Genomic DNA, 22491 nt, shown 5'->3' with positions numbered 1-22491 from the left:
CGTACCGGACCGTGCGGCGACGGCCCCGGAGGTGACGGTCATGCGAGCCTCGCTGATACAGCTGTCCGTGGACGCGTCGGACTCCGCCGGCGAACGCCGGCACGGTGGCGGAGACGGTGACCGTGGGCGTCGACGTGAACGAGGTCGCCCGCATACGCTCCGAACTCCCTGTCCTGCGCGATCGCGCACTCGCCATGGGGCCCGCCGCGGTCCTGTGACGCGGGGGCACCAGGGCGGGACCGGAGCCGACGGGTGGTCGACGCGTCCTGCGTCGGCCTGGTCGAGGTCAGGCGGTCATCGGTCGGCGCCTCAGGACTGTGCCCCGGCCTCGTCCCGCGCGACCGCCGGCTCCGACGCGGGGGCGGTGTAGAAGACAGACCTGCCCTGCTTGCTGCGCTCCGCCTGGCTCTTGGCCACGAGTCCCTCGAGCGTGACGCGCACGACCTTGGCGGTGATGTCGCGGTCGGGGTGGGTCTCGCCGAGCGCTGTCGAGATCTCCGCGGCGGAGCGCGGTTCCTTCTGCTCGGCGAGGTGGCGGCGAATCAGCTCGACCAGGGTGGGGCGGGTGTCCTTTGCCGCCGTCGTCGCCTTCGCCGTCTTCGTCGCAGCCGCCGTCTTCGTCGCACCCGCCTTCTCTGCCGCGGGCTTCTTGGCCGCGCCCTTACGCGGCGCGGTGGTGGACTTGCGCGCCTTCTGCTGCCTGCCCGTGGCGGTCTCGGCCTTCTTCCGCCGCGGGGCGGGCACAGCGGCGCTCGAAGGCTCGGCCGCCTGCTCGGCAGGTACCCTCGTGACGCCGAGCGCCTGCTGCATGTTCATCAGCACGGTGTGGTCATGCTGCAGGGCAGTCAGCTGCTCCTGCAGGGACGCGATCTCCGCACTGATCCGTTCCTGCTCCTTGACGTTCGCCTCCAGGTCGCCGGTCACCTGTGCGATGTACTGCGATGCCAGTTCAGTGGCGGGAGTCGTTGTCTCGGACATGGTGCTGACCTTTCCTCGGCGTGACCGTGCTGTACGTACTGCCTGTCCTGGCAGGGCCTGGGCAGGATGCCTCGATGTAGAGATGGTACGGACAGGCGGAGCCGGTTGTTCGTGCCGAGCCATGTCATGTGCTCGGTGCCGGTCGAGGAGTTGCGGTCCCTCGCGGCCAACGAGGCAGTCCCGGAGATGAGTTGGGCGGCTGTGGCCGAGCGGACAGCACCTTCCAGCCCGCCTCTAGCCACTCGACGAAGTTGCCGCTCTGCGGAATGGCGTCCCCCGTGAGCGCGTACAGGTCCGCGAAGCCGGCCCTGCGGATCGGCGCGTCTGGGGTGACCAGTGAGCGGACGAGGTCGAAGTCGCCGTTCGGCATCGCGTCTTCGAGCAGCAGCTTGGCGGTGGCGATGTTGCGCTGGGCGATGGTGTCGTTCATGTCGTTCCCCACTTCGGATGGACAGTGGCCCCCGAGGGACCCCGCCCGGAGGCCGGTCGGCCTCGGGCGCACTTCCAGTCTCGATTCGGGAAGTGCGCTTCCGCCCCTCGAACCTGGCCCAGCGGGACCCATGCACGGCCGGGCCACCCGCGTCCTCACAATGACGGATTCGTTTCCGCCCCCGCCGGGCAATGAGCCCAGAGAATGTCATGAGCACGACTGCCTTTCCCCACAAGGAGGTCGATCATGCACGTCCGAATGCTGACCGGCGGCTTGGCCGCTGCCTGTCTGGTGTCCCTGTCCCTGACGGGCGGCCAAGCCGTGGCCGCCCCCCACGACGCGGCTGGGAGCCCCCTGGCAGCCCGGGTCCTCACCTACGACGCCGCGGGCTCCGCGGAGTTCAGGAGCGCGGTCGACCGGGGCGCCGCCATCTGGAACGAGAGTGTCGACGCCGTCGAACTGCGGCCTGCAGCAGCCGGGCAGCGCGCCAACATACGGGTCCTCGCGGACAACGGCTGGCCGCGCGCCCTGCCCACCACCCTGGGCAACGGAACCGTGTACATCGGTCGCCAGGCCGTCGACCAGGGCTACGACACGATTCGCATCTCCGCCCACGAACTCGGACACATCCTCGGCTTGCCCGACCGCAAGCCCGGACCATGCACCAGCCTGATGTCCGGTTCCAGCGCGGGCACCGCGTGCACCAACCGGTATCCCAACACGGCGGAGAAGGCGGAGGTCGAGGAGAACTTCGGCGGCCTCCTCGTCGGCCGGGCCCCGGCTGCCGGTGCCGAGATGATCGTGGACTGACCCGTACCGCAGAGCACCACACACGAAGTCGGCCTGCCCGGCGCACCGTTCGCGCCGGGCAGGCCCGGACCGGGCGGCCCACAGCGGCCCGTCCGCCGGATGCACGGAGGCTCAGGCCGAGCAGCCCGAGTCGTCGACGACGTAGTAGGAGGGCGCCGTCTGCTTGAGGGTGTGCCTGGTGAACGCGTTCCACAGGCCCATGGCCTGGCCGGAGCCCTCGGCGTAGGTGTGACCGCCGCTCTGGTAGGCACGTCCGGCGACCGTGTGGTCGTAGTTGCCGGCCGTGTGGCAGGTCGGCGTGAACCCGGTGGTGGTCGCCGCCACAGCGGAGGAGACGCCGCCCGTCGCACCCGCCAAGTCCACGGCCGCCGCGGTGTAGCGGTACGTCGTGCCGGTGGCCAGACCGGTGTCGGTGTAGGAGGTCGACGCCGTGGTGCCCACCTTCGCGCCGCCGCGGTAGACGTTGTACGAGGCCGCGCCGTCGACCGCCTTCCAGCTCAGGGAGGCGGTGCTGTCGGTGGTGCCGGTGACCGTCAGCCCCGTGGGCGAGGGCAGGGCGCCGGTGCCCGGGTCATCGTCGAGACCCCAGAAGCGGGCGGTGTGGTAGCTGGAGCAGACGGTGTCGAGGTAGTAGGTGCCGGTGCTGCCGCACTGCTCGGTGCCGTCGCCCGGTTCGACCGCGAGCCCGTGCCCCATCCCCGCGACCGAGTAGACCTCGACCGCGGGCCGGCCGGAGGCGTCGTCGTAGACGCTCAGCGTGGTGCCCCCGCTGAGGCTCTCGGTGCGTGAGGGTGTCTGGCCGATGCCCCACACGTTCGTCCACTGGTCCCGCAACTCGGTGGCATTGGCGGGTTTGACGGTGGTGTCGGCGGTGCCCTGCCAGATGGCGACGCGCGGCCAGGAGGTCGTGCCGGCGGGAGCGGCGGATCGCACCAGGTTCCCCCATTGGGCGGGGCTCTTGTCCGGCGGGCTGTACATGCAGGCGTACGCCGCGGACACGCCGCTCGCGCAGCGCGCCGGCAGCCCGGAGCCGATGGCGCCGCCCGCGAAGACGTCGGGGTAGGCGGCGAGCATGTTCGCGGTCATGGCGCCGCCGGCGGACAGGCCGGTGATGTGGACCCGCCCCGCGTCGCTGCCGTACAGCGAAACGGCCTTGTCGACCATCTGCCTGATCGACAACGCCTCGCCCTGCCCGCGCGCGCTGTCACCCGGATCGAACCAGTTGAAGCAGGAGTTGGCGTTGTTGGCGCTGCTCGTCTGGGGGAAGACGAGCGCGAAACCGTAGGCGTCGGCGAACTTCGGCCAGCCGGAGTGCGCGAAGTAGTCACTCGCGCTCTGCGTGCAGCCGTGCAGGGCGACCACGAGCGGGGCGTCGGCCGGCAACGCGTCGGGCGCGTAGGTGTACATCGACAGGTTGCCGGGGTTGGTGCCGAAGCCGGTGACCTGGGTCAGCCCCGCGGCGGATGCCGGCGGGCTCCCGGCGATCAGACCACCGGTCAGAGCCAGAGCCCCGGCGGCGACGGTGAACCAACGGCGGACGCCTCCGACGAGGCGGCGGGTTCCGGTGAAGCGGAACGGAGGGTGCGACTGTCCCATGACGGCTGCCTCCTGATGTGGGGGACGCTTCGCGTCGCCGATGCCGGCAGGGGCACGGCGACCGGCGTGGCGTGCATCATCGGGGTGCCTTCGCCGGCATGGGCATGGGCGGGACGGCCACGCTCGACCAAAACCTGTGTGACGGCGCTACATGGCCCACTCCGCGGTAGGTCGCGTATGGCGGCGGCACTCACGGGACAAGCGCCCTCCCGGCCCTCGGCTCGGTGGTGTCCGTCACCACTGCCTGATGGCGGATGGTGGTCGGCATACCTATATGGAGCAGAGGACAGGCGTCATAGCCTCCGGCACGTCCCTGTACGCGATCGCGGAGGCACCCGCATGCGTCTCTCTTTTCGTCCCACACCACGCTTCCGGCGAAGAAGCGGTCCGGCGGCCCTCGCCCTGGCCGCGCTCACTCTCGGCTCCGCCCCCGCCACGGCGACACCGGCGAACTCGGGCAGCCACTGCGCACACCTGACGAAGGCACGTGTCCCGGGAGCCGAGCACCAGCAGGCCACCTGCCTGGCAGAGTTGACCACGGCCGGCACGATCGCCTCGGGACACACCGACCCGGCCGACTGGGCCGGGCTGACGCCGAAGGACCTGGCCGTCCCCCGCGGGGTCCCCGGCATCCAGATCGACGGCTACTTCCCCGACACCTCCACCACCAACACCCATCACGGCTGGAGACATGACGCCCAGTTCGTGATCCGCCTGCCCGACCGGTGGAACGGCGGTCTGGTGGTCGCGGGCACCCCCGGCAACCGTGAGCAGTACGCCAACGACCGGGCCATCGCCGACTGGGTGCTGTCCCGCGGATACGCCTACGCCGCCACCGACAAGGGCAACACCGGCCTCGCCTTCCATCGGGACGGGAAGACGCCCGGTGACGCCATCGCCGAGTGGAACGACCGGCTCACCCAGCTCACTCGAGCCGCCCGGGCCACGGTCGCCCGGCGCTACCACCGGCCCCCGTCACGAACCCTGGTGACCGGCATGTCCAATGGCGGATACCTCGTGCGCTGGCAGTTGGAGAACCACCCCGGCCTCTACGACGGGGGAGTGGACTGGGAGGGCACCCTCTGGCGCTCCGACGGCCCCACTCTGCTGGACTTCCTGCCCGACGCACTGCGCAACTACCCCGTGTACGCCGCCCGGGACGAAGGAGCCGGCGAGGCCCGCAGCGCCCTGCACGCGGCCGGATTCCCGGCAGGGTCGGAGTTCGCGGCCGAGCGCAGGACGGCCGACCTGTCCAGCCCGAAGGGTGTGTGCAGGTAGTGGGCGCAGATCAGGCCGAACTCGCCGGGCGGGAAGGATTCGTGCAAGTCGTTGCGCACGGTGATGACACGGTCGCCCAGGCCCCGTGCGTGAGCGAGCGCGGCGAGCCGCTCGACCGCGACGGCCGAGATGTCCACGGCGGTGACGCGCCACCCCTGGCCGGCGAGCCACAATGCGTCGCCGCCGTCGCCGCACCCCAGGTCCAGCGCGTCACCGGGCGGCAGGTCCGTCACCGTCTCGGTGAGGCGAGTATTCGGTCGTGGGCCGTCGGCCGCCGGCCGGGCCGAATAGACGCCGTCCCAGAACGCGACCGCATCGGTGGTGCTCATCAAGACTCCTCTGGTCGGTGTGCGGTCAGTCTTGCCACGCACCCCGCGCCGTGGCACGGAATCTTGCGGTTACGGCAAGACAGCCTCCCCTGACCAGCACTCTGTCCTCGATCGGGGACGAAACGGACCGGACGCCTTCCCCCGCCGGGTGACGGCCTGTCACCGGGCAGGGCGAAGGCGTCCGGTCCGACGCGGGTGTCAGCTGGAGAAGGGGACCGCGTCAGCGGGATCGGCGTGCCAGTTGGTGGCGATGGGTCGGTCGACCTTGACCGTCTCGGGGAGGTCGAGGGTGACGGAGTTGATCTCGTCGCCCGCGACGGAGAGGTGGAGCCGCTCGAACTCCCTGCCGAAGTCGTTGTTGGTGGTCTTGGGGCTGATACCGGCGTAGGCGGCGGTGGAGCCGGAGAGCGTGACGTTCTCGCTGACAGCCTGCTCGGCCGGCGCCACCTCGGTGTCGGCGGAGGAACCGAAGGACGCCGAGGGGAAGACGCCCTTCAGGTAGCAGGTGACGCCGGACTTGGCCTTGGCGGTGACGAGGAGGTAGCCACCCGCCTGCGTCTCGGAACTCACCTTGAAGTTCAGGTCCTTGGTCCCGCAGGCCCGTGCGGTGCTGCCCCGGCTGTCGGCGGTGGCGGTGGCGGACGCGGTGGCAGTGAGGGCCACCGCGGCGACTGCGGCCAGGGCGAGACGGGCGGGGCGGGCGGCAAAGCGCGAACGCATCGAGATCTCCATCGTGCGGAAGTGGGTCGTCCAGCGGTCTGCTGGGACGACCGCAGCTTGCTCCGCGATCCGTCCCGCCCACCACAAGGGACGGCCACTATGGGACGCTGGAACGCTGGAATGGTCACTGACCTGCAAAGACGCCGACAGCCTGGAACGGGCAGCTGGAACGGGGGAGCCTCGATCGCGAACGCCTCTCATCGGTCACTCGGTGACGGCGTCACCGTGGCGATGGGCCACCTTCCACCGGCCGTCTTCCCTGCGGTACACCTGCGTGGCCCGCAGCGTGTAGGTGCGCGGTTCTCCGTCGACGGAGGCGGAGGTGTGCTCGAGACCGGCGGTGTAGGCCATGTCCCCGGAAACGCCGTACGCCTGGAGCTCGAACCTGTACGACGTGCACGCGGAGAAGCTCTCTTCGAGGGCGGTGAAGAGTTGGTCGACTTCCTGTAGGCCGTAGGCGGTGCGCCACGCCCCCAGAACGCTCACGGGTTCGTTGCGTGACCAGAGCGCCCGACGCGGGGCCGCGTTGCCGTTGTGCAGCGCGAGCTCCGCCTCGTACAGGGCGGTCCTGACCCACGCCAGGAAGTCGTCGCGATCGGTCATGCCTTCATCCTGCGCCTGCTGGGCGGGTCGCGCTCGTGGACCGTGAGCCGCCGTCACCGGGCGTGCAGCAGGAGCAGTGCGATGTCGTCGGTGTGGGTGCGCTGGGGGAGGGCGTGGTGGATGAGGCCGTCGGCGAGGGTGTCGAGGGGCTGGTTGCCGCTGTTGGTGAGGTGGCGGGCGAGAGCGGCGATGGACTGGGTGATGTCGGTGTCGGGGGTTTCGACGAGGCCGTCGGTGTAGAGGGCGAGGACCGACCCTGGGGGCAGTGGCATCGTGGTGACGGGGTAGAGGGTGTCCGAGCCGGTGTCGATGCCGAGCAGAGGGCCTGGTTCCACCTCCAGCACGCGGGTGCGCGGGATGGGTGCGGAGGTGCGCAGGAGCGGGGGAGGGTGCCCGGCGCTGGCGAGGTGCAGACATCGCTCCGCGAGGTCGATGTGGATGTAGAGGCAGGAGACGAACAGGTCGGTCTCCAGGTCGAGCAGGACGCGGTTGGTGCGGGCCAGGACGTCGCCGGGCCGTGTGCCGGCGGTGGCGTGGACGGCGGTGCGGACCTGGCCCATGAGGGCGGCGGCGTTGATGCTGTGCCCTTGGACGTCTCCGATGACGGCTGCGGCGGTGGTGTCGCTGAGGCGGATCAGGTCGTAGAAGTCGCCGCCGATGTCCATGCCGTGGGCGGCCGGCAGGTAACGGGCGGCGACGGTGAGCTGGGGGATGTGGGGCAGGGTCACCGGCAGGAGGGTCTGCTGCAGGCTGTGGGCGAGATCGTGTTTGGCGTCGTACAGACGTGCCCGGTCCATGGCCTGGGCGATGAGTCCGCCCAGGGAGACCAGTACGGCACGGTCGCTCGCGCTGAACTGGCGCGGATGGTCGTAGGACAGCACGCAGCAGCCGACACGGCGGTCGGAGACGACCAGGGGCAGCATGGCCCAGGCCTGCTTGCCGCTGAGGGCGGGAGCCCTCGGGTAGGCGCGGGCCATCTCGCCGGGGTCGGCGAAGAATGCCGGGATTCCGCTCTGGAGGACGTGGCCGGCAGGCGTGACGTCGGTGTCCAGGGGCAGACCGTCGAGGCGTGCGACGCTGCGCGGATCGTAGCCGCGATGTCCCATGATCTTCAGGCGTCCGGCGTCGGTGGTGGAGATGACCATGCCCTGAGCGCCGAAAGCGGGCAGGATCTGGTCGGCCACGACGTGGATCACGTCGGCGACGGTGACGGTCTGGCTCAGGGCTGCTGCCAGGTGGGTCAGCTGGTGGATCCGCCCCGTGCTGGTGCCCTCCGGGGCCGTGCCGAGGGGCGCGGTGACGCGGGGCGGTGGGGCGTCCGGGGGATGCTGCTGGTGGTGGGGGTAGATGAGGGCGCTGATGCCGCTGACGTTCGGGTAGAGCTGGAAGTCGAGCCACACGTCGGGTGGGCGCAGCGCGGTGTAGGCGACGGGTTCCCGGCTGAAGACCGCGGTGCGGTAGTGGTCCTCGTGCACCGGGGTGTCGAGCCAGGGCACGGCCTGCCACGGCAGGGTGCCCAGAAGGCGCTCGGCCGTGCGGCCGAGCAGCCGGGCGGCAGCGGCGTTGAGGTAGGTGATACGCCCTTCCAGATCGAGGCTGAGGGTACCGATGGGCAGCCGTTGGACCAGGTCGGCGGCGGCCAGCCCGGTCTGCGCCGCGTCGGGACCCTGATGCCGCAGGGGCACGGCCCGGGGCTGGTCCGGAACGCTCCACGGGACCGGTGATCCGTCCAGCACCTGGGTGATGCGGCGGGCGCTGGACTGGATGTGCCCGCGTTCGCGGCGGGTCAGGGACGGCGGGTGGCTCGCGGACCACACCAGTGCCAGCGCTCCCCACCGGCGGGCTCCGTGCAGCGGGGCGAAGGCCAGCGCGAACTGGTAGGGCAGCCCTGCCGCGGCGTTCGGGTACAGGCGGGCCAGATCCTCCTGCCGTCCCACCCACACCAGACGGTCCTCCCGTACCGCCTCCGACAGCGGGCCCGCGGCCGACACCGCCACCCGCCACCACGGCGCCACGGCCGCCACCGGCATCCCGCATACCGCCGCCAGCCCCAGGACCGGTTCGGTCGCCGACAGCAGGTACACGCCGCCCGCCGAGGCCCCGGTACGGCGCACCGTGGCACTGAGCGCCTCCTCCAGCGACGTCTCGCCACCGATCCCATCACCATCATCTGCCACATATCAGACGATATGCGACCTGCGGTGAGTCGGTGCAATCTCTTGTCACGTCCAGGCCGTCGGACTCGGTGACCAGCTCAGGCTCGCAACCCGCAGAAGGGCGAGATCAGCCCTGCCCCGGTGCCCGGCCGGCACCGGACGCCCTGCCGCCGGACGGGTCCGGATCCGTCGGGCAGGGCACCCTGCAGCGCCTTGAGCATGCGCTGTGAGACGGCCCGCGGCGTGGACGCCGTGGTCGACACGGTCGGCCCGGACTCCGCCACCGCCAACCTCGCTGACCGCCATGCTGACGGACCTGCTCACCATGACCTCCCAGGGCCGGCTCGATGCGATGCTGACCCGCACCGTCACGCTGGACAGGGTCCCCGAGGCGCTGACCGAACTCTCGGGGGGCCGCGTACGCGGCAAGATCGTCTACGTCCCCGACTGATCTCGCCGCGGGTATGGCCCTGGACGACCGGCCCGCCAACACTGGTGGGATGCGGGCGAGCCTGGGGGAGGGCGCAGCATGGCGAGTCATACAGAACCACCTCGACCGGAGTTACCGGAACAGCGGCGGCCGGAACTGGACGCGATGCGCATGCTGGTGGTCATCGGGCTGATCTTCTTCCACTCGGCCCTGGTGTTCGCGACCGAAGGCGACTTCTACGTCAGAAACACCGAGACCACCGAAGCCATCACCGTCATCGCCGGGTTCGGGGTCGTCTGGGCGATGCCCCTGCTGTTCCTGATCTCGGGCCTGGGTGCCTGGCACTCGCTCCAGCGCCGCGGCGCGGGCACCTTCACCGAAGAGCGCCTGCTGCGTCTGGGCGTCCCTATCCTCCTCGGAACCCTCCTGCTGAACCCGCTCCCACAATGGCTACGGCAGCGCTCGTCCGACCCCCACTACCACGAGTCCTACATCGACTTCCTGCCCCACTTCTTCGACGTGCACGTGGAGCTCGACGAGTTTCCCTTCCTCCTCCAGGGGGAGCACTTCGAGACCGGTCACCTCTGGTTCGTCGTACTCCTCCTGACGTTCTCCCTCATGCTGGCCCCCCTCCACCGCGGGCTGCCCCATGAGCCCTTCCGCCGGCTCACCGACCGCGTCGCCACCGTGATCCTGAACCGGCGAGGCGTCATCCTCCTCCCGGCCCTCGCCTTCGCCGCGATCTGCGCCTTCGTCGGCATGGAGGAGGGCTACGCGGGCTGGCACCGCTGGTCCTACCTCCTCTTCTTCGGCGCCGGTTTCACTCTCGCCACCGACACCCGCCTGCGCACCGCCATGCGCCGCGACGCACGCCTCGCGGCCTGCCTCGGCGTCCTTCTGTTCGCGGCAACCGCCCCCGGCTTCACCACGGCCGACGACCCTTTCACGCAGATGACGCCCCTGGCCGTGGTCTCCCGGGCCCTGTTCGGGGCGGCCGGCTGGTGCCTGGTGATCGCCATCCCCGGCCTCCTCGACCGCCCGCGCCCACACCCACCACAGACGTCGCCGACCCCGGCAGCCCCGCCACCCCCTGCGAGACGCCGCCGCCTCCACAGCTACCTCGCCACCGCCGTCCTCCCCCTGTACGTCCTCCACCAGCCCATCGTGGTCACCGTCGCCTACTTCGTGGTGGGCTGGTCGGCGCCGATTCCGGTTGAGTACGCCGTACTCGTGACGATCTCCCTCGCGCTGACCCTGACCGCGTACGAGCTGTTGGTACGCCGCACACGCGTGACGCGCTTCCTGTTCGGGATGCGGTCCTGAGGAACCGCCGGATCGGCAGGGGGCTCGCCGAGGGCTGATGGAGTCCGTGAATCGGGGTACCTGCGTCGGCATGGCACCGGAAACTGATCACGCTCAATCCGTCCGAGCCCTGCGGCAACTGCGCAGGATGCGCACCTTCTACGCCGGGGGCGCCGTCATGTGGGCCGCTTCCGCCGCGTCGGCGGGATGGGATGAACCTGGAAGCCGGCAGATGTGGGTATCGGTGGTGCTCCTGGTGGTGTTCACCGCTCTGCTGTCCACGACGTACCTGTGCCTGTGGCGTCAGCAGTCCGCTCGTTGGGATGAGCCGGTGCACCATGCCGCTCCGCGAAGGATGGCCTGGCGCCGCCACGCCGACGCCTGAGACCGGCTGCCTTCGCCGGACTACTGGTTCTGCCAGGCTCCCGCCAAGGCGGTGAGGACGCGTTGGGTCTTGCTCTCCGGGTGTTCGGAGAGCACCACCCCGCGCTCCCTCACCGCCGCCTCCAGCTTTCGCTGCTTGCGTTCGGCCCGCTCGTCGAGCTTCTCGGCGTCGTCCTCGTCCTTGGGCTTCACCCGGATCGAGACCTCCAGGAAGTCGAGGCCGGCGACCGACCAGGCCTCCAGGTCCACGTCCAGGTCGTCGAGCGGCACGTCGTCGGCTTTCGTCGACAGGATCGGCCCCAACGCGACCAGCCCGCCGACCCGGACGGCGGGCCTGCAGGCATGCAGGAACTGTTCCTGCACCGCGTCGATCGGTGTGACGGGATCGGACCCCGGCGCCACCGCGTCCGACAGGGTTCCCGGTGGGTGACCGTGTGTCAGGGAGGCCGCCAGGACATGGTGGTTCCCCGACCAGTCGTGCTCGATCTTGTACGTGAGCGGTTTCGCGTCGAACGGGTCGGAGAACCGGCCGATCAACTGCTCCCGGGTGCACGGGCGCAACTTGACCGTCAGGTCGTCCGGTCCGCCCCCGCTCCTGAACCGTACGATCACGCCGCCCTCCAGGAGGGGAACCCGCCCCTCGGCGACGCCGTCCCGGTCCTCGGCGAACCAGATCTGACGTGTCGTCGTCCCGGGGCCGTGCGCCCCGCCGAGGGCCGAGAGCGCCGCCCCCACGTCGCTCTCGACATTGACCTTGATCTCGACAGGCAACAGGTCCATCGCACCGCTCCCGCAGGCTTCCCGGATCCGCTACTTCTCGTCGAAGACGAGGTCGTCGGGGTCGTGAGTGAGCCGCACGGTGTTCCCGTTACTGACCTGGACGACCGTGCCGAAACCGGTCGACTGCCCGCTGGAGAGGATGAACAGCCGGTCCTCTAGCTGCTCGAGGTAGGCGGGCAGGCCATCCAGGGCGGGGTCGCCGTCGTTGAGCTGGAGATAGTCGGCCAGCCGGCGGAACAGCTTGGGCAGCAGCACCGCGGCGTCGGTGAGGGTGGACATCCCCTCCACCTTCACTCCACTGAGGGTCTGGTCCTTGGGCCACAGACCCTTGTCGGCCTCCCCGGCTTGCTTCGCCGCCGCGGTCATCTCCTGCCGCAGGTCGACGAACAGCTTCCGGTAGAAGGTGGGATAAGCCAGGCCTTCCACGAGCTGGTGGTGATTGACCGTCTCCCGCAGATGCTCCGTCGTCACGGTGATGAACTCACCACTGGAGCCCGGGGCGTCGGTGCCGCGGCCGGCGAGGGCGACGCAGCGCCCGTGGACGTCCGCGCTGCGGGTGAGGATGTAACCGGGCCGGGAGTCGGGGCTGCTGCTGGTGACGATGCCGTGGGTGTCGCGCTGCACGTCCTCGAAGCCCAGCCAGGACAGCAATTCGTCCGCGGCCCGGCCGGCGAACGGGGCCGGCTGGTGCAACTCGGGGCCTCTGGGCGGGCGGTAGTGGGTTTCCAGGGTGTCGATGCCGTCGAGCCGGAGCTGAGCGCCACCGCCCCGGTTGCGCCGTACGCGCCGCCCGCGCAGGAGATCCCACTGGTCGGGGTCGTCGGGGTAGAAGCGGACGGAGTCCCCGTCAGGACTCGCACCGATGATTTTGTACGCGCCTTTGATCAGCAACATCGGCATGGTGGCACTCTCCTCCTGGCCGTGTGTGGAATCCGTCGCCGAAAGAACTCAGACCGTGTGCATGCCGTGCGACAGGTCTGACCCCGGATCGTGGAGATACCGCGCGAGTTCCGGCGGCCGGTATTCCGGATTTTTGTCGTACCGTTCTTTGGCCTGCGCGGCCAGGAACTCGTTCCCGTCGAGCCGGCCCTTGTCGTCCTTCGCCCGGCCGATGGGCCGGTGCAGCGGCTTGGCGAGTCGGTACAGCGCCGTCCGCGAGGGGTGCAGCTCGCCCATGGGGTCCGGCTGCACACGGAAGTCGATGACCTCGTCGGGTTCCGTCCCGCCCGGCCCGGGCGCGCCGAGCGCGCGGGCGTCGAACTCCAGCCCACACCTGCGGGCTTGCTCGACCAGCCACAGCAAGGCGATGTCGGACAGCCCCGTCTCTCTGTATCCGCCACCGACATCACAGTGCGACCCGGCGAACCACACCTGCTTCAGCTCCTGGCCCTGCTCGGCGGCGCCGGGTTGCTGGTGCCACAACGTCGGCTCGAACGCCGAACGCTGTTCGTCGATGGCCAGCGCGTGGAAGGCCGCCCTGACCCAACTGCTCAACGTGGTGTCGTGGAACTCCCAGCGGTGGTTGAACTGTTTGACGACCGGCTTGAGCCACCTGGGGCCCGCAGCCGGGATGCCCAGGGCACCGACCGTGTCCCACACCCCGATGAAGTGGATGTACGTCTCGTGCGCGTACGAACGGCGGAACAACGCGGAGGCCGCGCCGCTCGGCCTCTCGGTTCGGTCGCGGTAGAGGGACCACGCCTCCTCGACGCGGCCGGCCTGGTCATGGCGCAGGATGCCACTGTTGCGCACCAGCCCCGCCAGACTACGGGCGGTGAACGCGCCCCGGCTGAAACCGAAGAGGAACAGCTCGTCGTCGGGCTCGTACGTCTCGACGAGGAAGCGGTACGCGTCGATGACGTTCCGGGACAGGCCGACGCCGAACGCGCCGCCGCGCAGACGCTCCCATCGGCGGGTACCGACACCGCCGTGGTAGTAGACGCGCTGGTCCTTCCCACCGGCAGGCCCTGAGCGCACAGCCAGGGCGACCTTGCTGACGTTGGTCTTGCTCGGCTGGTCGGCGAAGTTCCACGTTCCGTCGCAGCACACGACCAGACGCTTGGCCATGGCCATCCCTCCTCGTAGGAGTGAAGGACCTCGCACAGAGCCGACGCGTGACCGTGGACAGGCCGCGACCTCTACCGGGTCACGCGCCGAGATGTCCGTCCAAAGGCGCCGGTTCCATTTTTCCACCGCTCCGCGGACCTCGCCATACGACGAATTCCAGGATGCGGCCCACCGCACCAGGTCGGCTGGTCCGGACGAACCCCCGCACCACGACCATTGCTTCGGGCAATTGTTCCAAGGGTGAATGTCTTGCGGTGACACGGCGTTCGAGCGCGGGGGATGACACCCTGCTTCAGGTGCGATCGCCGCGCTGAGCGGGCCTCGCGACCGGGGGGAGGGACACCCCGGCCGTGGGCGGCGCCGCGCAGGGGTGTCATCGTCTGGGGGCAGGGGACTGACATGGCAGTTGGACACACCGTGGGCACCGCGTCAGCCGATACCACCGCCGCGTCGCGGTTCGCTGAGGGAGACCGTTCGCTCACGATGCCGCGCCACGTGGCCTGTGTGATGGACGGCAACGGACGGTGGGCTGCCCAGCGGTCGCTGCCGCGTACGTCAGGGCATCGGGCGGCGGAGACGACCGTGATCGACGTCATAGAGGCGGCCCGGACGGCGGGCGTGGAGTGGCTGAGCCTGTACGCCTTCTCCACCGAGAACTGGAGCCGGCCAAGTGCCGAGGTCGACTACTTGATGCGACTCGTGCGCGCAGTGGTGCGCAAGCACGCCGCGCTGCTGCACGCCCGGGGGATCCGCTGCCGTTTCCTCGGTGTGAGCGACCCGCGGATCCCCCGGGCGCTGGCACGCGACTTCGCCGACCTGATGACACTGACCGGCGACAACCGGGGTATGACCTTGACCGTCGCGTTCGATCACGGTGGGCGGGGGGACATCGTCGCTGCCGCGCGGTCACTGATCCGCTCGGGTGTGGCGGCCGAGGCGGTGGACGAGCGGAGCTTCGCCGCACACCTGCCCTTCCCCGACACGCCCGACGTCGACCTGGTCATCCGCACCTCGGGGGAACAGCGCATCTCCAACTTCATGCTCTGGCAGGTCGCCTATGCGGAATGGGTCTTCCCGGCCGTGCTGTGGCCCGATTTCCGCGCGCCGCACTTCCTCGAATGCCTGCACACCTACCGGCATCGCGACCGCCGCTTCGGTGGCGTGCTGCCCGAGCGGAACGGAGAGTCCGGAACGTGACCATGGGCGGACATCCCGGCAACACGCCGGGCGACGCGGCCGAGTTCGACGGCGGTACCTCACGGCCGAGCGCCGCAGACGGACAGGCGCCGTTGTTCGGCGCGGGCTCGCAGTTCCAGGAGTTCTTCAACGATCCGCGCTGGGCCCTGGCCATCGTCCGGGCGACCGTGCTGGAGGCCGCGCACCCGCAGATCGGTGCCGCGCTGATCGACAACTCCACTTTCGTCGCCCACCCGTGGCGACGCCTGCGCAACACCCTCCGCAGTTTGCAGCGCATGTTTGGTGACGACGAACAGGTACGGATCCGAGAAGCGGCCCGCCTGAACCGCCTCCACGCACGGCTCAACGGAACCGACCCGCGGGGCAGGCCGTACAGCGCGATGGACCCCGCTGCACGCGCCTGGGTGGTGGCGACCCTGTTCGAGAGCACCGTGACCATGTGCCGACTGAGCGGACAGCCTCTTGAGCAGCACGCCATGGAGCGGCTCTACGCCGAGTTCCAGGCGTACCTGGCCGCCATGGGAGAACAGGCCGGCCAACTGCCGCCCACCCTGACCGAGTTCTGGTCCTATTACGACCACGTGGTGCAGCAGGAGCTGGAGAACACCGAGGCGATGCAGATCATCCTCTACCGGCTGTTCGACCATCTGCCCGCTCCGGCCCTGCTGGGCGGCCTGCCCACGCTGTGGGCCACCGGCCGGGCCGTCGTCGGCCCGCTGCTCGGGGCGATCACCGTCGCCTCGCTCCCGGAGCCGTTCCGCCGACGCGCCGGGCTGCCCGAGGTGCCCGGTGCCCAGACCCTGATGCAGGGGGCCTATCTGACCGTCGGCCTGGCCCGGTTCCTGCCTGACGGCTGGATCCGGGCCGACGCCATCGCCGACCTGCTGGCCCTCTCACCCGACAGCGACGACCCGCGAGCCCGGGCGGTCACCGCCCTGCACGACCGGGTGAGACGGGCCGGCGCCCTGATCCGGCTCATCACGCCTCTCCCTCCGCAACCGGAACCCGTCTCCCGGACCGGCACCGAACGCAGTGCGGAGGAGTTCTTCCGCGAGGTGCTCGACCAGACCGGCGACGGATACCTGGACTGGCCTGACCTCGCCGCCATGGCCCGCGAACTGTCCACCCGCCTCGATCTGGACGAGCCCGAGGAGACAAGGCTCTACAACGCCTACGCCGACTGGTGGCGCGAACTTCAGTCGGCACTGGACACCGACGGTGACGGCCGCATCAGTGCCCACGAGTACGCCACCGCTGTTCCCTCCCTGGCCGGACCCGCACTGATCAAGGTCGCCGAAGTCCTCTTCGACGCCACGGACCAGGACGGCGACCAGCAGATCGACGCGGACGAACACCGGACGCTGTTCCGGACCGCGTTCCACCGGGACACCGCCGGCACGGTCCGCACCTACACGCGCGGCGCCTTCATCGGGGACTTCCTGTCCTTCATGTCAGGCCGCCGGCGGTCGACGGCCTACGACCCCTTGTTCGCCCAGGCGTGAACCGGTCAGGAGGCACCGCCCGTCCCGTCACGTGTCCGCGGACTCCGCTCGGGTGTCCGCGGACTCCAGGCGGAGCATGGCCTTCTCGTCCTCGCTGCCTGGGGCTGCCTGGTAGACCACCATGCGCTGGCCGCCGGTCCGGGCCAGCCGCATGACCTCGTAGGTCAGGGTCATCGGGCCGGCCTTGGGATGCCGGAAGGACTTCTGCCCGCCGCCCCGCTCGCAGACGTCGTACCGCTCCCACAACCGCGCGAAATGCGGTGACTTCAGCATCAGTTCGCCCACGAGCGCGGTCAGCTCGGGATCGTCGGTATCGGCCCCGGCGACCGCCCGCAGATGCGCCACCGACCGGGCGACGGTGTCCTCCCACGGCTCGTAGAGCGTCCGGCCGACCGGATGGAGGAAGACGTAGCGGGTCAGGTTGCGCTGATCCTCCGGCCAGCCCCAGAGCCCGGGCAGCAGCCGTCGGCCGGGCGGATTGGCGGCCAGTACGCGGTTGTAGCGGCTCACCACATAGGCGGGCAGCGGTCGCACCGACTCCAGCATCCGCAGGACCGAGTCGCGGACGGTGTTCTGAGAGGAGGCCGGCAGCTCGGCGAACCGGCCGGAGGCCAGTTCCGCGAGCTCGTGCAGACGCTCGTAGCCGTCACCACGCAGCCGCAGGGCGCGGCCGAGGGCGTCCACGACGGCGGCGGAGGGGTTGGTCTCCCGGCCGCGCTCCAGACGGATGTAGTAGTCGACGCTCACTCCGGCCAGCGCGGCCAGCTCCTCACGGCGCAGCCCCGGGGTGCGGCGCAGGCCCGCGCCGGCCGGAAGGCCGACATCCTCCGGGCGCACCTGCGCCCTGCGGGCTTTGAGGTATCGGCCGAGCTCGGTGCCCCTGGTGTCCGCTGCTGCCATAGGGCCATTGTCGCAGGTGGTCAAGGAGCGTGGGGGGCCGTGTCAGGGCCTGGAACGCCACACCCCGGGTCCAGCGCGGTCTGCCCGGACGCCGCGGAAGGGCGCAGGGTTGATCCCGGAGCGGGCGGCCGGCCCGCCGGGGCCCAGGGGGTGCGAGACACCGGGCCGCGGCCACGGCGTGCGGGGCCGCCCGCCCGGTCGTCCCTGACAAACCGTCACCTGCCTGGGAGTTCACCATGCCTGCCACCCCTGCGTCGCCCCCGCCCCCGCCCACCGCCTCCACTGCCGGACGCGACCCGAAGCCGTCCACGCCCATGCGGAGACGACAGCCGCACGGCTCCCATCCCACCGCCACACCCGCCCAGCCTTCCGCCGCGCCACCGCACAGCGGCGTCGCGCTGCTGGCTTCGCTGCTCGGTTTCACCGTGATCACCATCGACGTCTCGGCCGTGAACATCGCACTGCCCACGATCAGAGACTCCCTCGGCAGCGACATGTCCGGACTGCAGTGGGTGGTCGACGCCTACACCCTGATGTTCGCCGCGTGGATGCTCTCCGCCGGCGCGCTCGCCGACCGCACCGGCGCCCGACGCGCCTACGCCTGGGGCGTCGCCCTTTTCACCCTCGCCTCGCTAGGCTGCGCGCTCGCGCCCGGCATCGGTGTGCTGGTCGGCGCGCGCGTGGCGCAGGGCGCCGCCGCCGCGGTCGTGATGCCGGCCTCGCTGGCGCTGATCCGGCAGGCCTACCCGGAGCCGCGGGCGCGCGCCCGCGCCATCGCGCTGTGGACGGTCGGCGGGTCGGTGGCGATGGCCGCGGGTCCGGTCCTGGGCGGGCTGCTCACCGACCTGGCCGGCTGGCGGGCGGTCTTCCTGCTCAACCTCCCCGTGGGCGCGGTGATCCTGGCCCTGCTCATCCGGGTACCGCGCTCCCCACGCCGGCCCGCCGCCCTCGACGGCGGTGGCCAGCTCACCGCCGTACTGGCCCTGGCCGGGCTGGCCTTCGCGGTGATCGAGGGCGGCCACCTGGGCTGGACCAGCGGCCCGGTGCCGGCCGCCGCCGCGCTCGCCCTCGCCTCCGGGTGTGCCTTCTGCATGGTGGAGGCCCGGCACCGCCACCCCATGGTCCCCCCGGCCATGCTGAGGGACCGCAGCGTGGCCGTCCCGCTCGCGGTCGGCTTCGCCCTCAACGCCGCCTTCTACGGCGGGGTCTTCCTGCTGGGGCTGTACTACCAGCAGTTGCGCGGCATGTCGGCCATCGCCGCCGGGCTGATGTTCGTCCCCATGTCGGTGGTGGTGACGGTCACCAACCTGGTGTCCCCGCGCCTGTCGGAGCGGATCGGCCGGCGCCCGGTGATCGTCACCGGGCAACTGGTCTTCACCACGGCGATGCTGGCCATGCTGCCCCTGGCCGACCACACCCCGGTGTGGCTGGTACTCGTCCTGCTGCTGCCCCTGAGCATCGGCGGTGCGCTCGCGGTACCGGCGCTGACCGCGCTGCTCATGGACGCCGTCCCGCCGGAGCGCGCCGGAACCGCGTCCGGACTTCTCAACTCCCTCCGCCAGACCGGCGGTGCGCTTGCCGTCGCCCTCTTCGGCAGCCTGCTCTCCGGCCCGGGCGGCGACTTCTCTCTCACGGGCATGCGCATCGGCCTCCTCACCGTCGCAGCCCTCCTCCTCGCCACCGCCGCCCTGGCCCGCGTCCTCCTGCCCCGCGGCTGATCCCACCACCGGGGATGCGGCCCCCAGTAGGGCCCCGGGGGGTTCCCGGGGCCCCGTGGCCGGACGCCCCCCGGCCGTCCGGTGCTTATGAGGCGGTGTCCACTGTGAGCTCAGGCGCGCGCATGCCACCCCGGCAGTTCCGGGGACGTGATGTTCACGATGCCGGGGCCAGTGTCGGCAAACCTTCGGAATAGCTTGATTCCGTCTGGAATCGCAGGTGGGTGGCGCCCAGAGTGTGGCGTGGAGATGACCGGGTGTCGCAGGGGGTGTGATGGCCACGCGCTTCGGGATCCTCGGGGCTGTCGAGGTACGGCGGGACGGGGTCGCGATCGATGTGGGGCATGCGATGCAGCGGCGAGTGCTGGCGGCGTTGCTCGTCGACGCGGGCCGGGCGGTGTCGGTCGACGCGCTGGTCGACCGCGTCTGGGGAGACGCCGAGCCGGTGAACGGCCGACGGAAGCTGTACGGATACGTCTCCCGGCTGAGACATGCACTGTCGGCCGACGGCACGGCCATCACGCGGGAGCGGGGCGGCGGCTACCGGCTGGCTGTCGCGCCCTCGGTGGTGGACGCACACCGCTTCCGCGAGCTGTCGGGCCAGGCCCGCAAGGCGGGCAGTGACGGGCAGGCCGAGGCTCTGTGGCGGGAAGCCTTGGCGCTGTGGCGAGGCAGCGCGTTCGCCGGCGTGGACACCCCGTGGTTCAACGCACAGCGCAACCTCCTCGACGGAGAGCGGCTGGCCGCCCAGCTGGAGCTGGTCGATGTGCGGCTGCGCCTGGGACAGCACGACGGGATGGTGAGCGAACTGGCCGCCCGGGCCGAGGCGTATCCGCTCGACGAACGCGTGATCGGGCAACTGATCCTGGCCCTGTACCGGTGCGGACGGCAGGCCGAAGCACTGGAGGCGTACGAGCGCGCTCGGAGCCGGCTCGCCGACGAGCTGGGTGTCGACCCCGGGGCGGCGTTGCGGCGGCTGTACGAACGGATCCTCGCCGGCGACCCGGAGCCGGACGCCCCCCGCTCCGCTCCATCGCCCACCCCCTCGAAACCGGCCGGCAAGGGCGCCACGGCGGCGAACCCGCCGATGACACGCCAGCTCGTACCCCGGCTCCTCCCGGCGGACCTGTCACTCTTCGTCGGCCGCGAGGACGAGGTGGACGAGGCGCGCCGACTGCTCGGCGAAGAACGGACCGGTCCGGTGACGCTGCTGGTCACCGGCGCCGCAGGAGTGGGCAAGACCGCCTTCGCGATACGAACGGGACACCTGCTCTCCGACCGCTTCCCGGACGGTCAGCTCCATGCGGACCTGCGGGGCTTCGGCGACGATCCGGCCGAGCCGTTCACGGTCCTCGGCACCTTCCTCCGCGCGCTCGGCATCCCCGGCGGGAGCGTGCCCGCAGAGCTGACCGACCGCGTCCATCTCTACCGCACCCTGCTGGCAGGACGGCAGATGCTCGTCGTCCTGGACAACGCCGCCAGTGCCCAGCAAGTGAGTGACCTGCTGCCCAGCGGTGTGGGCTGTGCCGCCGTCATCACCAGCCGGACGACCATGGCTGAGCTGAGCGGCCGCCGGCTCCCCCTGGGCGTACTGGACACCGCGACGGGGCTCGACCTGCTGCGGGAGATGCTGGGCCGGAACCGGACGGACGCGGAGTCGGGACCGGCCCGCTCCATCGTGGAAACCTGCGGTGGCCTCCCCCTGGCGGTGTGGGTCGCCGGGGCCCGGCTGGCTGCCCGGCCGCACTGGCCCCTTGCCAAGGTGGCGCGCGCCTTGGCCGACGAGCAGCGCAAGCTCGACGAGTTGGCCGTCGGCCACATCGCCGTGCGGGCCGGCCTCGAGCTGACGTACCGGCAGATGACCACGGCGACACAGCACGCGCTGCGCATGGTCGCTCTGCTGCCCGGGCCGGGCTTCGCCGCCTGGGCGCTGGCCGCGCTGCTGGACGCGGGTCTGTCCGAGGCGGAGACCGTCCTCGACGACCTGGTCGAGGTGCACCTGGTGCAGATCGGTGCGGCCGGCGCCACCGGCATCCGCTACCAACTGCACGACTTGGTGAAGCTGTTCGCCAGGGAGCGCGCGGAGCAGGACGTCCCGGAACCGGATCGCAAGGCCGCACTCACCCGGTTGCTCGGGGCGAGCCTGCACCTCGCCGACCTCGCCGCGGACGCCCTCAGCGTCGACTTCCAAGGCATCTCACAGCTTGACCTGGCCTCCTGGCGACCGGCCGCCGACGACGCCGATCACCTGCTCGCCGATCCGCTGAGCTGGTTCAACGACGAACGCCAGTTCCTCATCGACGTGGCGGAGCAGGCGCTGGAGGGAACGGAAGGCGTCGCACCCGCCGCCGGGCTGGCCACCGCCCTCACGACCCTCTTCCAGGTCGGCAGCCACTTCGACGACTGGGAGAGGCTCCAGAACCGGGCGCTCAAGGCGGCCCTGAGCAGCGGCGACCGGCACAGCGCCGCGAAGGTCCACCGTTGCCTCGGCGAACTCACCACCATCCTCGACCGCTATCCGGAAGCACTGGACCACTTCGAGCAGGCATTGCTGCTGGCCGAAGGCGAGGGACCCACGTACCGGGCCAGTGCCACGGCCGGGCTGGCCTATGTGCACCGGCTCCTCGGCCAGTACTCCTCCGCCGTGCTTTATTTCGAAGAGGCCGCAGAGCTCGCCGAATCGGCAGGCAACGTCAACTGTCTCGCCTACGCGATCAACGGCCTCGGCGTCATCGACCTGGAGCAGGGCCGTGTCGAGGCCGCCATCGCGCGGTTCACGGAGTGCCTGCGGGTCAGCCGGGGCGCGGGCTACGGGCCGGGGGAGGCCCGAGCCCTGCGATGCCTGGGCCAGTGCCATCGCGCACTCGGCGCCTACCCGGCCGCCGCCCACGCCTACCGTCAGGCCGTGGCGATCAGTGAGGAGCTCGGCGACCGCCTCAGCGCCACACACGCCACGAGCTGGCTCGGTGACGTCCTGGTCCGCCAGGGCGAGCATCGGGAAGGGCGCCGCCTGTTGGCCCGGAGTCTGTGGAGCTACCGGGAATTCGGCAACCTCTGGGGTGAGGCGGCGACTCTGTACGCGCTCGCCGAGGCACACCTCGCGGTGGGCCGTGCGGCACCCGCCCGCAGACGCGCCGAGGCCGCCGTCAGGCTCTGGAGACAGATCGGCTCCAGCCGGTGGCTGGCCGTCGGCATGGAAACCCTGGCCAAGGCACACGCCCTGGCCGGCGATCACACGGCCGCGGACCGTGCCCGCGACGAGGCCGAAAAGGTACGGACGGCTTGACCCGGCCGCTGGGAGACGCGACGACATC

18 protein-coding genes and 2 pseudogenes are annotated in these 22491 nt (G+C 70.8%); 9 read left to right on the top strand and 11 right to left on the bottom strand.

Features of this window, described 5'->3' with window-relative positions; genetic code table 11:
• Nucleotides 1-309 precede the first annotated feature (309 nt).
• Both ABZ016_RS27350 and ABZ016_RS27345 read right to left on the bottom strand, forming a co-directional pair.
• Nucleotides 310-978, bottom strand: coding sequence for a hypothetical protein (locus tag ABZ016_RS27350; protein WP_356919340.1), 669 nt, complete (start codon nucleotides 976-978; stop codon nucleotides 310-312).
• 124 nt (nucleotides 979-1102) lie between these two features.
• Nucleotides 1103-1408 carry a hypothetical protein gene (locus tag ABZ016_RS27345; protein WP_356919339.1) on the bottom strand — a complete coding sequence of 102 codons (306 nt, stop codon included), beginning with the start codon at nucleotides 1406-1408 and terminating at the stop codon, nucleotides 1103-1105.
• 246 nt (nucleotides 1409-1654) lie between these two features.
• On the opposite strand from ABZ016_RS27345, the gene ABZ016_RS27340 reads away from it, so the two are divergent.
• On the top strand, nucleotides 1655-2218 hold the full coding sequence (locus ABZ016_RS27340) for a snapalysin family zinc-dependent metalloprotease (RefSeq protein WP_356919338.1): 564 nt from the start codon (nucleotides 1655-1657) through the stop codon (nucleotides 2216-2218).
• A gap of 111 nt (nucleotides 2219-2329) precedes the next feature.
• Here ABZ016_RS27340 and ABZ016_RS27335 read toward each other — a convergent pair whose 3' ends face one another.
• Nucleotides 2330-3814 (bottom strand): PHB depolymerase family esterase, encoded by a 1485-nt coding sequence (locus ABZ016_RS27335; RefSeq protein ID WP_356919337.1) that lies wholly within the window; start codon nucleotides 3812-3814, stop codon nucleotides 2330-2332.
• Nucleotides 3815-4153: 339 nt separating this feature from the next.
• Between ABZ016_RS27335 and ABZ016_RS27330 the strand changes: the two are divergent.
• Nucleotides 4154-5038 (top strand): annotated as a pseudogene (locus tag ABZ016_RS27330) (tannase/feruloyl esterase family alpha/beta hydrolase); the annotation flags it as partial.
• On the opposite strand, the pseudogene ABZ016_RS27325 reads toward ABZ016_RS27330, so the two are convergent.
• The 4 genes and pseudogenes from ABZ016_RS27325 to ABZ016_RS27310 all read right to left on the bottom strand — a co-directional run.
• Nucleotides 5032-5421 (bottom strand): annotated as a pseudogene (locus tag ABZ016_RS27325) (methyltransferase domain-containing protein); the annotation flags it as partial. The pseudogenes ABZ016_RS27330 and ABZ016_RS27325 overlap by 7 nt on opposite strands.
• Before the next feature lie 198 nt (nucleotides 5422-5619).
• The gene (locus tag ABZ016_RS27320; RefSeq protein WP_356919336.1) at nucleotides 5620-6141 is read right to left on the bottom strand and encodes a DUF4232 domain-containing protein; all 522 of its coding nucleotides are present in this window, start codon (nucleotides 6139-6141) and stop codon (nucleotides 5620-5622) included.
• 204 nt (nucleotides 6142-6345) lie between these two features.
• On the bottom strand, nucleotides 6346-6744 hold the full coding sequence (locus ABZ016_RS27315) for a nuclear transport factor 2 family protein (RefSeq protein WP_356919335.1): 399 nt from the start codon (nucleotides 6742-6744) through the stop codon (nucleotides 6346-6348).
• 53 nt (nucleotides 6745-6797) lie between these two features.
• Complete coding sequence (locus ABZ016_RS27310) at nucleotides 6798-8921, bottom strand: SpoIIE family protein phosphatase (RefSeq protein WP_356919334.1); 2124 nt, start codon at nucleotides 8919-8921, stop codon at nucleotides 6798-6800.
• A gap of 283 nt (nucleotides 8922-9204) precedes the next feature.
• Between ABZ016_RS27310 and ABZ016_RS27305 the strand changes: the two genes are divergently transcribed.
• The 3 genes from ABZ016_RS27305 to ABZ016_RS27295 all read left to right on the top strand — a co-directional run bounded on the left by ABZ016_RS27305 (nucleotide 9205) and on the right by ABZ016_RS27295 (nucleotide 11017).
• Nucleotides 9205-9351, top strand: coding sequence for a zinc-binding dehydrogenase (locus tag ABZ016_RS27305; protein ID WP_356919333.1), 147 nt, complete (start codon nucleotides 9205-9207; stop codon nucleotides 9349-9351).
• 78 nt (nucleotides 9352-9429) lie between these two features.
• A complete protein-coding gene (locus ABZ016_RS27300) occupies nucleotides 9430-10653 on the top strand; it encodes an acyltransferase (protein ID WP_356919332.1) in 1224 nt (407 codons plus the stop codon).
• Between the two features lie 211 nt (nucleotides 10654-10864).
• Nucleotides 10865-11017, top strand: coding sequence for a hypothetical protein (locus tag ABZ016_RS27295; RefSeq protein ID WP_356919331.1), 153 nt, complete (start codon nucleotides 10865-10867; stop codon nucleotides 11015-11017).
• A 20-nt stretch (nucleotides 11018-11037) separates the two neighbouring features.
• Here ABZ016_RS27295 and ABZ016_RS27290 read toward each other — a convergent pair whose 3' ends face one another.
• Genes ABZ016_RS27290 through ABZ016_RS27280 form a run of 3 tightly spaced genes read right to left on the bottom strand, consistent with a single transcriptional unit; the run spans nucleotide 11038 to nucleotide 13863 of the window.
• Complete coding sequence (locus ABZ016_RS27290) at nucleotides 11038-11796, bottom strand: hypothetical protein (protein WP_356919330.1); 759 nt, start codon at nucleotides 11794-11796, stop codon at nucleotides 11038-11040.
• Between the two features lie 30 nt (nucleotides 11797-11826).
• A complete protein-coding gene (locus tag ABZ016_RS27285) occupies nucleotides 11827-12696 on the bottom strand; it encodes a nuclease (RefSeq protein WP_356919329.1) in 870 nt (289 codons plus the stop codon).
• Between the two features lie 48 nt (nucleotides 12697-12744).
• Nucleotides 12745-13863 carry a DUF2235 domain-containing protein gene (locus ABZ016_RS27280; protein WP_356919328.1) on the bottom strand — a complete coding sequence of 373 codons (1119 nt, stop codon included), beginning with the start codon at nucleotides 13861-13863 and terminating at the stop codon, nucleotides 12745-12747.
• A gap of 483 nt (nucleotides 13864-14346) precedes the next feature.
• Between ABZ016_RS27280 and uppS the strand changes: the two genes are divergently transcribed.
• Together uppS and ABZ016_RS27270 are read left to right on the top strand one after the other, a co-directional pair.
• Nucleotides 14347-15060: a polyprenyl diphosphate synthase gene (uppS, locus tag ABZ016_RS27275; RefSeq protein ID WP_356919327.1), complete on the top strand. Its 714-nt coding sequence runs from the start codon at nucleotides 14347-14349 to the stop codon at nucleotides 15058-15060.
• 2 nt (nucleotides 15061-15062) lie between these two features.
• Nucleotides 15063-16562, top strand: a complete 1500-nt coding sequence (locus ABZ016_RS27270; RefSeq protein ID WP_356919326.1) for an oxygenase MpaB family protein — start codon at nucleotides 15063-15065, stop codon at nucleotides 16560-16562.
• Between the two features lie 27 nt (nucleotides 16563-16589).
• Here ABZ016_RS27270 and ABZ016_RS27265 read toward each other — a convergent pair whose 3' ends face one another.
• A complete protein-coding gene (locus tag ABZ016_RS27265) occupies nucleotides 16590-17462 on the bottom strand; it encodes a helix-turn-helix domain-containing protein (protein WP_356919325.1) in 873 nt (290 codons plus the stop codon).
• 236 nt (nucleotides 17463-17698) lie between these two features.
• On the opposite strand from ABZ016_RS27265, the gene ABZ016_RS27260 reads away from it, so the two are divergent.
• The gene (locus ABZ016_RS27260) at nucleotides 17699-19180 is read left to right on the top strand and encodes an MFS transporter (protein WP_356919324.1); all 1482 of its coding nucleotides are present in this window, start codon (nucleotides 17699-17701) and stop codon (nucleotides 19178-19180) included.
• A gap of 271 nt (nucleotides 19181-19451) precedes the next feature.
• A complete protein-coding gene (locus tag ABZ016_RS27255) occupies nucleotides 19452-22463 on the top strand; it encodes a BTAD domain-containing putative transcriptional regulator (RefSeq protein WP_356919323.1) in 3012 nt (1003 codons plus the stop codon).
• The last annotated feature ends 28 nt before the right edge of the window (nucleotides 22464-22491 follow it).

The organism is Streptomyces sp. NPDC006372 (genome assembly GCF_040612515.1).
Classification (GTDB): Bacteria; Actinomycetota; Actinomycetes; order Streptomycetales; family Streptomycetaceae; genus Streptomyces.
This window is presented reverse-complemented; position numbering and strand designations above follow the sequence as displayed.